At 56.2% G+C, this 14,109-nt stretch carries 12 protein-coding genes; 5 read left to right on the forward strand and 7 right to left on the reverse strand.

Annotated features, from left to right (window positions below; translation table 11 throughout):
- Positions 1-50: 50 nt before the first annotated feature.
- From C2U68_RS08100 to C2U68_RS08120, 5 genes are all read right to left on the reverse strand, one after another.
- Positions 51-356 (reverse strand): DUF3240 family protein, encoded by a 306-nt coding sequence (locus C2U68_RS08100; RefSeq protein WP_140911961.1) that lies wholly within the window; start codon positions 354-356, stop codon positions 51-53.
- On the reverse strand, positions 353-3,415 hold the full coding sequence (locus C2U68_RS08105) for an efflux RND transporter permease subunit (protein WP_140911962.1): 3,063 nt from the start codon (positions 3,413-3,415) through the stop codon (positions 353-355). Before C2U68_RS08105 ends, C2U68_RS08100 begins: the two co-directional genes overlap by 4 nt.
- Entirely contained in the window at positions 3,415-4,500 is a 1,086-nt protein-coding gene (locus tag C2U68_RS08110) for an efflux RND transporter periplasmic adaptor subunit (protein WP_140911963.1), read from the reverse strand. Before C2U68_RS08110 ends, C2U68_RS08105 begins: the two co-directional genes overlap by 1 nt.
- A gap of 2 nt (positions 4,501-4,502) precedes the next feature.
- Positions 4,503-5,810 (reverse strand): TolC family protein, encoded by a 1,308-nt coding sequence (locus tag C2U68_RS08115; RefSeq protein ID WP_140911964.1) that lies wholly within the window; start codon positions 5,808-5,810, stop codon positions 4,503-4,505.
- Between the two features lie 107 nt (positions 5,811-5,917).
- Positions 5,918-6,310 carry a hypothetical protein gene (locus tag C2U68_RS08120; RefSeq protein ID WP_140911965.1) on the reverse strand — a complete coding sequence of 131 codons (393 nt, stop codon included), beginning with the start codon at positions 6,308-6,310 and terminating at the stop codon, positions 5,918-5,920.
- Between the two features lie 140 nt (positions 6,311-6,450).
- Between C2U68_RS08120 and C2U68_RS08125 the strand changes: the two genes are divergently transcribed.
- The 5 genes from C2U68_RS08125 to C2U68_RS08145 all read left to right on the forward strand — a co-directional run bounded on the left by C2U68_RS08125 (position 6,451) and on the right by C2U68_RS08145 (position 12,445).
- The gene (locus tag C2U68_RS08125) at positions 6,451-7,404 is read left to right on the forward strand and encodes a Tim44 domain-containing protein (protein ID WP_140911966.1); all 954 of its coding nucleotides are present in this window, start codon (positions 6,451-6,453) and stop codon (positions 7,402-7,404) included.
- A gap of 2 nt (positions 7,405-7,406) precedes the next feature.
- Positions 7,407-8,027 carry a class I SAM-dependent methyltransferase gene (locus tag C2U68_RS08130; protein WP_140912021.1) on the forward strand — a complete coding sequence of 207 codons (621 nt, stop codon included), beginning with the start codon at positions 7,407-7,409 and terminating at the stop codon, positions 8,025-8,027.
- A 351-nt stretch (positions 8,028-8,378) separates the two neighbouring features.
- Positions 8,379-10,343 (forward strand): TonB-dependent receptor plug domain-containing protein, encoded by a 1,965-nt coding sequence (locus C2U68_RS08135; RefSeq protein WP_186289542.1) that lies wholly within the window; start codon positions 8,379-8,381, stop codon positions 10,341-10,343.
- A gap of 54 nt (positions 10,344-10,397) precedes the next feature.
- Positions 10,398-10,916, forward strand: a complete 519-nt coding sequence (locus tag C2U68_RS08140) for a YfiR family protein (protein ID WP_186289543.1) — start codon at positions 10,398-10,400, stop codon at positions 10,914-10,916.
- A 2-nt stretch (positions 10,917-10,918) separates the two neighbouring features.
- Complete coding sequence (locus C2U68_RS08145) at positions 10,919-12,445, forward strand: ATP-binding protein (protein ID WP_140911969.1); 1,527 nt, start codon at positions 10,919-10,921, stop codon at positions 12,443-12,445.
- 72 nt (positions 12,446-12,517) lie between these two features.
- Here C2U68_RS08145 and phoU read toward each other — a convergent pair whose 3' ends face one another.
- Together phoU and pstB are read right to left on the reverse strand one after the other, a co-directional pair.
- On the reverse strand, positions 12,518-13,237 hold the full coding sequence (gene phoU, locus C2U68_RS08150) for a phosphate signaling complex protein PhoU (protein ID WP_140911970.1): 720 nt from the start codon (positions 13,235-13,237) through the stop codon (positions 12,518-12,520).
- Positions 13,238-13,247: 10 nt separating this feature from the next.
- On the reverse strand, positions 13,248-14,081 hold the full coding sequence (pstB, locus tag C2U68_RS08155; protein WP_140911971.1) for a phosphate ABC transporter ATP-binding protein PstB: 834 nt from the start codon (positions 14,079-14,081) through the stop codon (positions 13,248-13,250).
- Positions 14,082-14,109 lie beyond the last annotated feature (28 nt).

Genomic DNA, 14,109 nt, shown 5'->3' on the forward strand with positions numbered 1-14,109 from the left:
GGCCTTCGAAGAACTGTAGCACTCCCTGCCGGTTTATGCATGCTTTATGCTTAAATTACGCCCTGTTCGATTGCCGGCACCAACCAGTATTTCAATCCGGAGCCGGCAAATTCATGCTTAAGTCTAGCCAACAATGCGGGGGCATGCTGCTTCTCGACATACATTTGAAAGCGGAGCTTGCGCTGGTGCCCGGCGACCTGTTCCGCCAACGACAAACCTCGGGCGTTGTAGTCATGGACATTGGCCGGATAACTGGAAAATCCCTGTTGCCATTCCAACGCCAGCAGACAGTCGACTAAAGCGTCTTCCAAAGTAGGCGGCGCAGTCACGGTCAGAATAAAAGCATCGTGGTTCATGGTTTAAGTTCCGGGTTACGGCCGAACAACTTATAAAGGATCGGCAGCAATATCAGTGTCAACAATGTGGACGACAACAAGCCGCCGGTCACTACAATCGCCAACGGCCGCTGGATTTCCGAGCCGGGGCCGGAGGCGAACAACAGCGGAATCAAACCGAAGGCGGCGATACTGGCGGTCATTAAGACCGGTCTCAACCGCCGCGCGGAACCTACGACGACGACGCGAGCAATGTCCATACCGGTAGCGCACAGCTGGTTGAAATAACTGACCATAACCACGCCGTTCAATACGGCGATACCCAGCAAGGCAATAAAGCCTACCGAAGCCGGTACCGATAGATATTCGCCGGATAACCACAGGCCGAACACTCCGCCGATCAGGGCCAGCGGGATGTTCGACAACACCAGCACCGCTTGCCGAATCGAACCGAAAGTGGAAAACAGCAATAGAAAGATCAAGCCCAGCGACAGCGGAATCACCAGACTCAAACGCGCCGATGCTCGCTGCTGATTTTCGAACTGACCGCCAAATTCGACATGGAAACCGTGCGGTAATTTGACCCGTTCCGCGACGGCTTTGCGCGCCTCATCGACAAAGCCGACCAGATCGCGGCCTTCCACGTTGCTGCGAATCACGACGAAACGCTGGCCTTTTTCCCGGTCTATCGAAACCACACCTTCCACCGGCTGAATCTTTGCCACCGCCGTAATCGGCACATGGCCGCCGTCGGGCAAAGTCAGTTGCAGGTTATCGAAATTGGCAGTGTTGCTGGCCCCGCGCAACAACAACGGTGTGCGTTTGACACCTTCCTGGACGATGCCGAGTTGCACACCTTCGATTTGCGCGCGCAATAGGGTTTCGATGCCATTGGTATCCAAGCCGAACCGACCGGCAGCCTGCCGGTCGATATTGACCTGCAAAAACTGCATGCCCTCGTTCTTGCGGGTAAACACGTCGCTGGCACCGGGAATGGTCTTCAACACCGCTTCGATTTGCTCCGCCTTGCGGTTCAATGTATCCAAATCGGCGCCGAACAATTTAACCGCTACATCGCCACGGGTGCCGGTCAGCATTTCCGAAACCCGCATTTCGATAGGCTGGGTAAAACCGAACGCAATGCCTGGAGTGTGGACCATGATCTTGCGGATGTCGTCGATCAAAGCCTCTTTGCTGTCCATCCGCCATTCCGACTTCGGCTTCAAGATCAGGAACGTGTCGGTATCGTTCAGACTCATCGGGTCCAAACCCAATTCGTCGGCGCCGACCCGAGACACCACCGTGGCAACCTCGGGAATATGCTCGCGAATGTTTTTTTGGACCCGGCCATCGAGCGCAACCGAATCCTGCAAAGTTATCGACGGCAACTTTTCCAATTGAACGATGATATCGCCTTCGTCCAACGTCGGCATGAAGGTACTGCCGATCCGGGTAAACGCGATCAAACTTAACACCAGCATGGCGCCGGCACCGATGAACACTTTCCTAGTGTTACTCAAACACCAGGCCAATACCGGCTGATACCACCGCAGCAATTGGCGCGGCAACCAAGGCTCCTCGTGAGAAACTTGCTTCAGCAACAGCGAAGCCAGCACCGGAATTACCGTCAACGACAATACCAGCGAACCGCTCAAAGCAAATACGATGGTCATCGCCACCGGCCCGAATAACTTGCCCTCCAAGCCTTGCAAGGTCAGCAGCGGCAGAAACACGATGACGATGATCAAAATGCCTGAAGTCACCGGTAGCGCCACTTCGCGGCTAGCCCGGTAAATCATATGTAAACGCGGCAGGCGCTCGGCCTTGCGGTGGTCCGCAAGCTGGCTGATGACGTTCTCGACCACGACCACCGCACCGTCGACCAGCATCCCGATCGCAATCGCCAAGCCGCCCAGACTCATCAAATTGGCCGACATGCCGAACACATTCATCATGATGAAGGTCGCCAACGCCGCCAACGGTAGCGCCAAAGCCACGGTCAACGCCGCACGCATATCGCCCAGAAACAAAATCAACAACACGACCACCAGCACGATGGCCTCGGCCAAAGCTTTGGCAACGGTGTTTACCGCTTTGGCCACCAATACTCCGCGGTTATAGAACACATTGATATGTACACCCTCGGGCAAACTGGGCTGCAACTGCGCCAGCTTCTGTTCCAATTGTTCGATGGTCAATCTGGCATTGGCTCCGCGCAAGCCCAACACCACCGCGGTGACCACTTCACCGCTGCCGTCCTTACTGACCGCGCCGTATCGGGTCAACGCTCCAATCCGCACCTCGGCAATATCTTCCACCCGCACCGGCATGCCGTCATGCTGTTCCACGACGATCGATTTCACATCCTGTTCGTTTTTGATGCGGCCGTCGGCGCGGACGATCAGCGCTTCTTCACCTTCGGTCAACCTACCGGCGCCATCGTTACGGTTATTTTTTTCCAAAGCCGCCATCAATTGCTCGATGCCGATATTACGCGCCGCCATTCTGACGTTGTCCGGCACCACTTCGAAACTGCGCACCAAGCCGCCCAAGGCATTGACGTCGGCCACGCCTTTGACGGTGCGCAAGGCCGGACGGATGGTCCAATCCAGCAACTCCCGGCGCTGCATCAAATCAAGATCGCCGCCTTCGATCGCGAACATGAACATCTCGCCCAACGGCGTCGTCATCGGCGCGATCCCGCCCTGTACCCCGTCCGGCAAATTGCCCCACATGGCATTCAGGCGTTCCGCCACCTGCTGCCGGGCCCAGTAAATATCGGTGCCTTCCTCGAAGTCCAGGGTGATGTCGGTAATCGCGTATTTAGCCAGCGAACGCAGCATGGTTTGATGCGGAATTCCCAGCAACTCCACCTCGATCGGCGCGGTGATCCGGGCTTCGACCTCTTCCGGCGTCATACCGTTAGCTTTGACAATCACCTTGACCTGAGTCGGCGAGACCTCGGGAAAAGCGTCGATCGGCAGTTGTTTAAAGGCATAAATGCCACCGCCCATCAACAGTAGTACGCCCAATAGCACCAACAAGCGCTGGGTCAGGGCAAAGCGAATCAATGCCGCCATTATTCATCGCTCCCCAAACCCAACCAATTGGCTTTCAACGCCACCGCGCCTTTGACGGCGATTTGTTCGTTGCCGGTCAGCGCGCCGCTGATCAGTGACTCGTCACCTTGCTTGCCATTGACGCTGACCTCGGTCACAGCAAAGCCGTCATCGTTACGCACGAACACGTAACTACGGCCCTCGTTTTGCGACAAGGCCGAATTCGGCACAGTAAAGCCGGTCGTCGCACCTTGTTGCAGGATTTGTACATTGACGTTTTGCCCAAGCCGCAAACTTTGCGGCTTGCCGTCCACCACGGCCCGCGCGGGTACCGTTTGATTGTCCGCGTTAACGCTTTGCCCCAACAGGCTGATGGTTGCCGACACATCGCTCGACTCCAACCGGACCCGATCGCCCACCTTGACCGTGCTCAGGCGTTCCTGCGGGATACTGATTTCCAGCCATAATTCGGATAGATCGGCGATGCGGAATAGGGAGGCCTGGATATCCAGCCGCGCGCCCAGATTGACCATACGCTGCAATACCACGCCTTCGATCGGCGCCCGAATCGACAAGCGATCGTCCAGTTTACGTGTGTGCGCCAACGCTTTAATCTCTGCGTCAGACATGCCGGCAAGCACCAACAATTGCTTAGCCTCGTCGGCGCGCGCTACTTTGCTTTGATGCTGGGTTTGGGTCTCCTGCCAACGCCGTTCGGCGATAACCCCTTCCTGCAACAATTTCTGGTCCCGGTTGCGCTCCAACCCGGACAAATTCAGCTCGCTGGCAGCAGCCAAATATCCCTGTTGCAAGCCGACCAACTCCGGACTGCGCAATTGGGCCAGAACCTGGCCCTTGCGTACGCTGTCGCCGATATTCGCCGCCAATTGCGTCACCAGACCGGGCTGGCTGCTGCTGACCAGCGCTTCGCGGTCGGCCGGCGTTACGACTTTTGCGGGCGCGTAAAATAACGGCACGCTGGAACTGGCAACCAACGGCGCGGTTTTGATATCCAGATTCTCGATCTGTTGCCGACTCATCCGAATTTGCGCATCCTGCGCCAAGGCGGAGGCAGCCAACAGCGATAACAACAGTGTGGCCGGCATTCTCACGGCTGCACTCCGAGCGCTTGGTTATAAAACGCGATATTGCGCTGCAACTTCACTTCCTGCAATTTGGCATTGCGTACCGCTTCCAGGCTCCGGGCCTGAATTTTGATCAGATCCAGCAAGTTGATTTCGCCGGCCGAAAAGCTGACTTCGGTCATTTTCAAATGGGTTTCGGCGATTTGCTTCAATTCGTTGGCAATCGCCAATTCCGCCCGCGTCACCTCCAGCGCATGTTCCGCCTCGTGCAGATTCTTTTCCAGCTGGCGGTATAAATGTTCGCGCTGCGCCATGGCGTTGTTCAGTTCCAGATTGGCCTTGGCGATCTCCGGTGCGTTATAGGCATCGCCGCCGAACAACATCACCACGCCGACGCCGGCACTTTCGATATTCTGGCCGTCGCGGCCATCCCGGGTACTCTTGGCGCCGATATTCAACTTCGGCTGATTGATCGGATCCGTAGTTTTGATCCATTCCACCTCGGCGCGTTTACGTTCGATCACGGCATTAACCGCTTCCAGGACCGGATGGCTCGGCATAATGCTTTTCAGCTCGCTTTGCCGTTCCAGATAATTCGCCGGAACCCGTGCCAACGTCGTCAGACTGGAATAGGCCTTACGGCTGTGCATGACTTCCGCTTCGGCCTGGGTCACCAGTCCGCGGTTCTGCAAATACTCACCTTTGGCCAGTAACAGATCGGCGCGGGGCAAATCGCCCAGCTCAACCCGCCGCTCGACTTTTTTCATCAATTGCTCGGACACCGACAAAGCGTTCTGCGCCTGTTGCAAGCCGATGTTGGCGACCTCCATATTCCACAATGCTTCCCGCACCAGACGCGTCACCTCCAATTTAACCGCCGCCGACTGCTTTTGCGCCGATAAACCGGCCCGCTCGGCCACGGCTTGGCCGGCGTCGCGCTGACCCCAACTCCAGGTGGTGACTTCGACTTTGGCCGACATCTCGCGCGCGCCGCGGTCAGCCGCAACCCGGTCGTCGAAGTAGTCCAGAGCCAGCGCCGTCGAGCCCGCCACCCAGGAGTCGCTGCGCTCGGTCAAAGCATCCGCTTCTTGGGTCAACGCTTCGCTTATCAGGCGGTCCGGATACTTTTCTAAGGTCAGTTCGACCAAGCCGGACAGGCTAAGGGACGGATCCGTGTCGATCGGGTCCATATGTTCGACAATCAGCTTGTCCGCCGCCGTTGCACTGAGTGGCGCCGACCGGCTTTCACTCTCTTCGGTTTGCGCTACGCAAGGCAGGGCAGCTAACAGTAAAACTGGTAATCCATATTGAATATGACGGTATACGGTCATATCTCGCTCCAAAAATTGATAGATGGCAAATCTGTCGCCGGCATTGACGCAGCGGCAGGTCGAGCGGTACAGGCAAAGGCTGACGGTTTACGCCTGGTTTCCCCGCCTCAGCAGCCAGGGGGAGCGCGGGAAGCGTTATCGGCGAGAAGGGGCGCTGTGGGCGGTGGCGAAACGAGAGATCGGTAAAAAGGTGCTCGGACTGGCGGGTAAAATTTGGGCTCGGCAACAGACGGCAACAGGAACCCAAGCGGCACCAAGCGTTCGCGCATCATTTGCAGTTTGATGGCGGAACCGACATTGACAACGGCCGCTTGCTGATGCAATTCATGCCGGTTGTCTGGCAAGCTCCACTGGTCCGGCTCGCTCTGCAAACTCTCCAGTCCATGCAGATGGATGCCGCAGTCCCCGGCGTCACCGCCGACATGGGCATGCACCAACGGCGCGGCTGTCTGCAGCAGCACCAGTAGCACGACCAGAAATTGACGCAGATATGCAACCATTTACGTTCTAAGAATGTCTGTGAACTCGCGCGTTCGGCCAAACCGCGGTTGTACCGGGCCGTGCGAAACGCTATTCTACTTGAAAAGCGCGATTCTACCCTGAATATAAGCAAACATTTACTCACATTAGGCGAAAAGCTATGAACAGAAAAATTGGCATTTTGGCAACGATATTCATTGCATTGGCCTTGACCCTGGGCGGCATCCAAGAAGCCCAAGCCAAACGCATGGGCGGCGGCAAATCCTTTGGCAGCCGTCCGAGCTACAGCGCTCCGTACCAACGTTCTACAACGCCGAACGACTTGGGCAACCAGACCGCGCGTTCGGCCAGCCAAACGCAGGCCGCCGCGCAAAACCAGGCCGCGCGCCAAAGTTGGGCCGGCCGCGGCGGTATGATGGGTATGCTCGGCGGCTTGGCCCTGGGGGGGCTGTTAGGCTCGCTGTTTTTTGGCGGCGCGTTTGAAGGTTTGAACCTGATGGATATGCTGGTATTCGCCGGCATAGCATTTCTGTTGTATCGCTTGTTTGCGGCCAAGGCCGGCCAGCAGACTGCAGCCAGCGGCGCTTTCAGCCAAGCCGATAGCCGGCGGGAGCCTCAGTATTACCGGGAAAATCAAACCGGAAACAACGGTCCGGCCGGTTTCAATACCGACGTGTTGTTCGGTAACAATAAAACGGGCGGCGGCAACCGCTTCCAAACCGCAGCCCCGGCAAGCGCTTTGCCGGCAGGATTCGACCAAGCAGCGTTCCTGAACGGTGCCGAAAAAGCCTATCATTATCTGCAAGCCGCCTGGGACAACCGCGATCTGGCTGAGATTCGGGGCTTGACCACCGATAAAGTCTTCGCCGAAATTCAGCAGCAATTGCAGGCGTCCGGCGAGTCGAACCGAACCGAGATATTGTCGTTGAAGGCGGAGTTGCTTGAAGCGCGCGAAGCCGGTACCGAGCAGGAAGCCGCGGTACTGTTCGAAAGCCTGATCCGCGAAAATGGCGGCCAGCCCGAAAGCGTTCGCGAAGTCTGGCACTTCGTCAAACCCAAAAACAGCAGCCAAACCCGTTGGTTCCTGGACGGTATCCAACAAATCGAGGAGTAATGATGGTTGCGGCGAACAGCGAGCAGATCAAGCGGCGCTACGACAGGCTGGCACCTTGGTTTGACAGCCTGGAAGGCATTCTCGAAGGCTTGCTGTTTCGCCGCCTGCGTAAAAAACTATGGTCGCAGGCCGGCGGCAACCACATATTGGAAGTGGGTGTCGGCACCGGAAAGAATTTTGGGTTTTATCCGGACGGCGCCCGAATCACCGGCATCGACTTCAGCCCGAAGATGCTGGAACAAGCGCAACGCAAACGCCAACGCCAGCAAATCGCCGTCGATCTGACGCAGATGGATGTCCAGGCGCTGGATTACGCTGACAACAGCTTCGATACGGTGATCGCCAGCTTTGTATTCTGCTCGGTGCCGAAACCTCGCCGCGGCTTAAAAGAACTGTATCGGGTCTGCAAACCGGGCGGGCAGGTTCTGTTACTGGAACACGTACTCAGTTCCAACCGCTACATGGCGTTCATGATGAATCTGCTGAATCCGCTGATCGTCAGAACCCTGGGCGCCAATATCAACCGGGAAACGCTGAAAAACGTGCAAGCCTGCCCGTTTCGGAACGTTTACATCGACCCGGCCAGCAGCGACATGATCAAACTGATCCGGGCCGTAAAATAGCTGTCCGGGCTTGGCGCCGGAACATCCAAGCCGCTAGATTCCGCCAATCTAGCGAAATCGATCAGTCCGTCAAGTGCCAGGTTGCCGGGTTTTTACAACACCCGGATTGCCCAGTTCCTAGCAGACGCTGCCAAATGACGGATTCAGCCTCCCCAGCTTAAACGTTTCGCGGTTTGGCCAGCCCGGCGCTGCGCTTAGTCGGAGTTAGTCCCGGCAAACGCTTATGCTAAGGCCTCGAATTTGGCAACGGCCGTTGCGAAACCGTCAGGCACGGTTGCGCTTTGAACGTCGCCGTCTAAAATGCGTTTGGGCTTTTAATCGAATTTACCGGCTATGGCGAATTGCGCGAAGATGATTGGGGACATACGCTCGATTCTATTGCTATGTGCCGCCTTTAGCCAAACCCGGCAGGGACACGCCGGCGACGAGTCGCTGGACCGGCTGAAAACCTTATCGCTGCAGGAGTTGACTGCCACCACGGTTTCGCTGGCAGCCAAGAGCCAGCAAACGCTGCAAGAGGCCGCCGCTGCAGCCTACGTAATCAGTAACGAGGAAATCCGGCGCTCCGGTATGCAATCGATTCCTGAAATTCTGCGCAAAGTTCCCGGCCTGGAAGTGGCGCGGGTCGACGCCAACCAGTGGGCCATTACCAGCCGCGGTTTCAATGGGGCTTTCGCCAACAAATTACTGGTCATGGTCGACGGCCGCACCGTTTACGATCCATTCAATTCCGGTGTGTATTGGAACGAACAGGATTATCCTTTAGAGGACATAGATCGCATCGAAGTGATTCGCGGCCCCGGCGCAACGATGTGGGGGTCGAATGCCGTTAACGGCGTGATCAACATCGTGACCCGTACTGCGCAGGAATCGCAGGGAACACTGGTATCTGCCGGCGCCTCGCAGGAAGAGCCGGGGTTCGGCACATTGCGTTACGGCGGCCAACTCAACCCGGATCTGCATTATCGGGTTTACGGCAAATACAACCACCGGGACGACTTTCATTTCAGCGACGGCAGCAAAACTTCCGACAACTTGGATCTGGGCCGCGCCGGCTTTAGAAGCGACTGGACTCCGAATGCTCAGGAAACCCTGACGTTGCAGGGCGACTATTTCAACGGCACCATGCAACAAACCTTAACTGGCGCCGACGCCGCAATGCCCGACCGGATGCAAAAGCAGGGCGGCAATCTGCTGCTACGCTGGCAACGCAATTTGGCCAACGGTAACCGCGTGCAGATCCGCAGTTATTTCGATCACGCCACCCGCCAACAAATGCGTCTGGATCACCGCCGCGACACCTTCGATTTCGATGTGCAACACAGCTTTCATTGGCATAGCCATGCTACGACCTGGGGAGCCGGCTACCGATTCAACAGCGATCAACTCACGCAAAAACTGGCACTGTTAACATTCGATCAAGCCCGGCGCGACTTACACCTGTTCAACCTCTTCGCCCAAGACGAGTGGCGGCCGTTCGGCGACGCTTGGCGGCTGATTTACGGCGGCAAACTCGAGCATAACGACTTTACCGGCTTCGAACTGCAACCGACTGCGCGGCTATTATGGAGTCCGGATCAGCAACACAGCGTTTGGGCGGCGGTTTCCCGGGCGGTAAGAGTACCGTCCCGGGTCGAGCACGACCTGAACTTGCTGTACAACTTCGCCCCCGGCGTGACAACCAACATCCGTGGCGGCGACAGCTTCAAGTCCGAAACGGCGCTCAGTTACGAACTGGGTTACCGCTTCTTCCCCAACCGTTCGTTCAATCTGGACACGACACTGTTCTACTGCGATTACGCCCGCCTGAGCACAACCGAGCCTCAGACTCCGATCATTGGCGTAGGCGGCATATTAATCCCGTACCAAATCGCCAATATGGCCCAAGGCGAAACCTACGGCTGGGAAACCGCGCTGAATTGGCGTGCCTCCGAGTTTTGGCGCCTGCAAGGCAGTTATAGCTTGTTCGGTATGGCTATCCACAAAGATCCGCAAAGCTTGGATAGCGCTGCCGCCATCGCCGAAGGCAACAGCCCACGCCAGCGCTTCAATCTGAGCGCTTACATCAATTTGCCCAACCAGTTGGAATTCGACAGTCACTGGTACTATACGGATAGACTCGCCAACGGCGTTCCTGCCTATCATAGGTTGGATTTGCGGCTGGGCTGGCAACCCAGCCTGCATCTGGAACTCGCCGCCGGCGTCCAGAATCTGCTGGACAATCGCCATCTGGAGTTCATTCCGCCGCAGGATAACCCGGTGCTGAGCAGCCAAATGGAACGCAATTACTATCTCAAAGCCACATTGCGCTTCTGAATGCGACTGCCATCGAATCGCCTTATATTGCCGAGCCATCCCGCGACCGCATTCATGCGGCGGATTGCATTGCTGATTTTGAGCGCAATCGTCTGCACATTTTCTATGCCGAGTCCGGCTCAGCAATTCAACGAAACCGAATTGAAGGCCGCATATCTTTATAACTTTGCCTACTTCATTACCTGGCCGGAGCCGGCCGCCCCCGAATTTTTGTTTTGCAGCTATGCCAACACCCCGGTTACCGCAATTCTGTCGCGATTAATCGATGGCGAAAAAGTGCATGACCGGCCGATCCGGTTACTGATCGATCCGTTACCCGAACAGTTGCACGAATGCCATATCGTGTTTATTCCGGTGCAACAGGAACGGGTTCTGGCGACCACGCTGGACTATATCCACGCATTTCCGGTTTTGACCGTGAGCGATATTCCCGACTTCGACCAACGCGGCGGCATGGTGCGCCTGACGACAGAAGACCGGAGGATTCAACCGGTGATTCATTTGCAAAACGTTTCGCGCGCCAAGCTCTCGGTCAGTTCCAAGCTGTTGCGCAGTTCCCGGATTGCCGAATAATCATGGCAATCGGCGCCTTGTTCTCCTCCGGCTCCATCCGCCGCAAAATCTTCGCGATCGCCGCGTTCACGGCCTTATTGACGGCATTACTTACGCTGTTGTTGTTTTTGAGTACCGATTACCGCCACCAGAAATTGAAGCTGTTGGAACAAAGCCGGGTACTGTCGAAAATGCTCGCCAGCAATGTGTCGGCAGCGATCGTCTACCGTGATCCGAACACAGCCGAGGAAATTCTGTCGGCACTCAAAGAGAAAACCGACGTTCTGGACGCATACCTGTTTACCGAGGATCACCAATTGTTCGCCGCCTACCATAACAAGGCCGCAGCGGGCCGGCAGCAAGCGGATTCCGGATTACAGGACCAATTCCGCCGTCAATTCGACCAATATCTGCAGCAAGGCAAAGACCACGCTTTCAGTAGCGACACGCTGGAATTGGTCGTTCCGGTCAGGGTCGACCAGCGCCGGATCGGCTTCGTCGCGCTGCATCTGTCGCTTGCGGCATTGCAACAAAGTTTCCGCTATACCGTGTTAGAAGCATTGGGGGCCATGGCATTGGCGATCTTAATCGCGGTGCTTCAAGCCCGCTGGCTGGGCGCGAAAATCAGCCGGCCCTTGCTGCAATTGACCGCCAACATCGAACAGATCAGCCGCGACAACACGTTCGATGCCCGTCTGCAGGTGGAGAGTAAGGACGAAACCGGGGTTTTGATCAACACCTTTAACTCGATGCTAGACAAACTGGAACGGCAGGAACACAACAAAAACGCGCTAATCGTCAACCTATCCCAGGCAAAGTGGGAGGCGGAACGAGCCAGCCGCGCCAAAACCGAATTCCTCTCGCGGATGAGCCACGAATTTCGCACCCCGTTGAATGCTGTAATCGGATTTAGCCAGCTGTTGGCTGCCGATTCCGAACACCCGTTGAACGCCGAACAGCAGGATTCCACTCGCCACATCCTTGATGCCGGGCTACATCTGCTGGACTTGGTCAGCGAATTGCTGGATTTGGCCGCGGTCGAGAGCGGCAAATTGACGCTGAATATTGCCAGCGTCGCCTGCCGGCCTTTGGTCGCCGAATGTTTGGAATTAATTCGCCGGCAAGCCGAAGCGCGCGGAATTCAAATTACCAGTCGAGTCCCGGACCAGGAAATTTGGGCTGCGGCCGACCGGGTGCGCTTGAAACAATGTCTGTTGAACCTGCTCTCGAACGCAGTGAAATACAATCGGCCGCAGGGCCACATTACATTAGGTATGGAACTTGAAAAGCAGCGGCTGCGGATTTGGGTGGCAGACAGCGGAGCAGGCATTGCCCCTGAGCAATTCGACTTACTGTTTCAACCGTTCAGCCGCTTCCACCACGACCAGGATTTGATCGAAGGCACCGGCATCGGCCTGTTACTGACCAAGCACATGGCCGAATTGATGGGTGGCGAATTGGAAGTGGAAAGCCGACTGGGTCAAGGCAGCAAATTTACGCTGGTATTAAACCGCGCGGCCGAGTTCGGGACTGGGGAACCGGGGCATTAACCAGTGGCTGTGGTCAATCCTCAGTGCTGAACCCTATCGGGCGGCACGATCGCCCGATAGGTCCGGCGAAAATCAACGTACCGCGTTGACGGTCCGCTCCAGTTCTTCCCGGCTCATATGCCGCACATCCTTGCCTTTGACCATGTAGATCACCTGTTCGCAGACGTTGCAAGCGTGATCGCCGATGCGTTCCAGCGCCCGGGCCGCCCATAACATATCCAAGGCGCGGGTGATATTGCGCGGATTTTCCATCATTTGCGTGATCAACTGGCGGGTGATACTGGTGTATTCGCGGTCCACCTTGGCGTCCTGCTCGGTAATCGCAATCACTTCTTCGACGTCGTTGCGGGCGTAGGCGTCCAGCGCGCCGTTCAACATTTCTTTGACCAGATTCAGCAAATGCTCGATCTCGTAGTATTTGTCCTGGTAATAGTCGGCCCCTTCCAGACGCATCGTCATTTTGGCGATCCGCGCCGCTTCGTCGCCAATCCGTTCCAGATCGGTGATGATCTTGATCGTCGCGATCAACATCCGCAAATCGAAGGCAGCCGGCTGACGCTTGGCCATGATTTCGGTGCATTCGTGGTCGATGTCTTTTTCCATATCGTTGACTTGTTGGTCCTGCTGTACCACTTTTTCGGCATTCTCCATGTCGTAACCCATGAAGGCCTTGGTCGCCAAGTCCACTTGTTGCTCGACTAATCCGCCCATCGACAGGACTTTGTTACGGATATCTTCCATCTCCTCGTTGAATTGGCGAGAGATGTGTTGTTTGATTTTGCTGTTATCCATTGTTTACCTCCTAACCGTACCTGCCGGTAATGTAATCTTCAGTTTGTTTTTTTGCCGGGTTGGTAAACAACTCGCTGGTTTCGCCAAATTCGATCAATTCGCCCATGTACATGAAGGCGGTGTAGTCGGACACCCGTGCCGCCTGTTGCATGTTATGGGTGACGATAACGATCGTGTATTTTTCTTTCAATTCGTTGATCAGTTCTTCGATCTTCAGGGTAGATATGGGATCCAGCGCCGATGCCGGTTCATCGAGCAGGATCACTTCCGGCTCGATCGCAATGGCACGGGCAATCACCAGCCGCTGCTGCTGGCCGCCGGACATACCCAACGCATTGTCGTTCAACCGGTTTTTCACCTCGTCCCACAACGCCGCGCCGCGCAGGGATTTTTCGACCACCTCGTCGAGAATGTGGCGGTCGTTAATGCCCTGAATCCGTAAGCCGTAGGCCACGTTCTCGTAGATCGTCTTCGGAAACGGGTTCGGCTTTTGAAACACCATGCCGACCCGGCGCCGTAAAGCGGCGACGTTAACCGACTTGTCGTAGATATCTTCCCCGTCCAACAGAATTTTGCCCTGGATGCTGACGCCGTCCACCAAGTCGTTCATTCGGTTGATACAGCGCAGCAGTGTCGATTTGCCGCAGCCGCTAGGACCAATGTAGGCCGTGACTTTCCGGCGCGGCATTTCCATATTGACACTATGCAAGGCCTGCTTCTGGCCGTAGAACAGATTCAGGTCTTCCACCTTGATACAGGTTTCGGTCTTTTCGGACGCGTTACGGTCGTCTCGATTCAACGCGCTGATATCGATGGCGTGAGTTTTGGTTTGGGCTGTGGTCATAATCCAAGGTTCCGGATAAGCGAGCGAT

The sequence above is a fragment of the Methylomonas koyamae genome (assembly GCF_006483455.1).
Taxonomy (GTDB): Bacteria; Pseudomonadota; Gammaproteobacteria; order Methylococcales; family Methylomonadaceae; genus Methylomonas; species Methylomonas koyamae_B.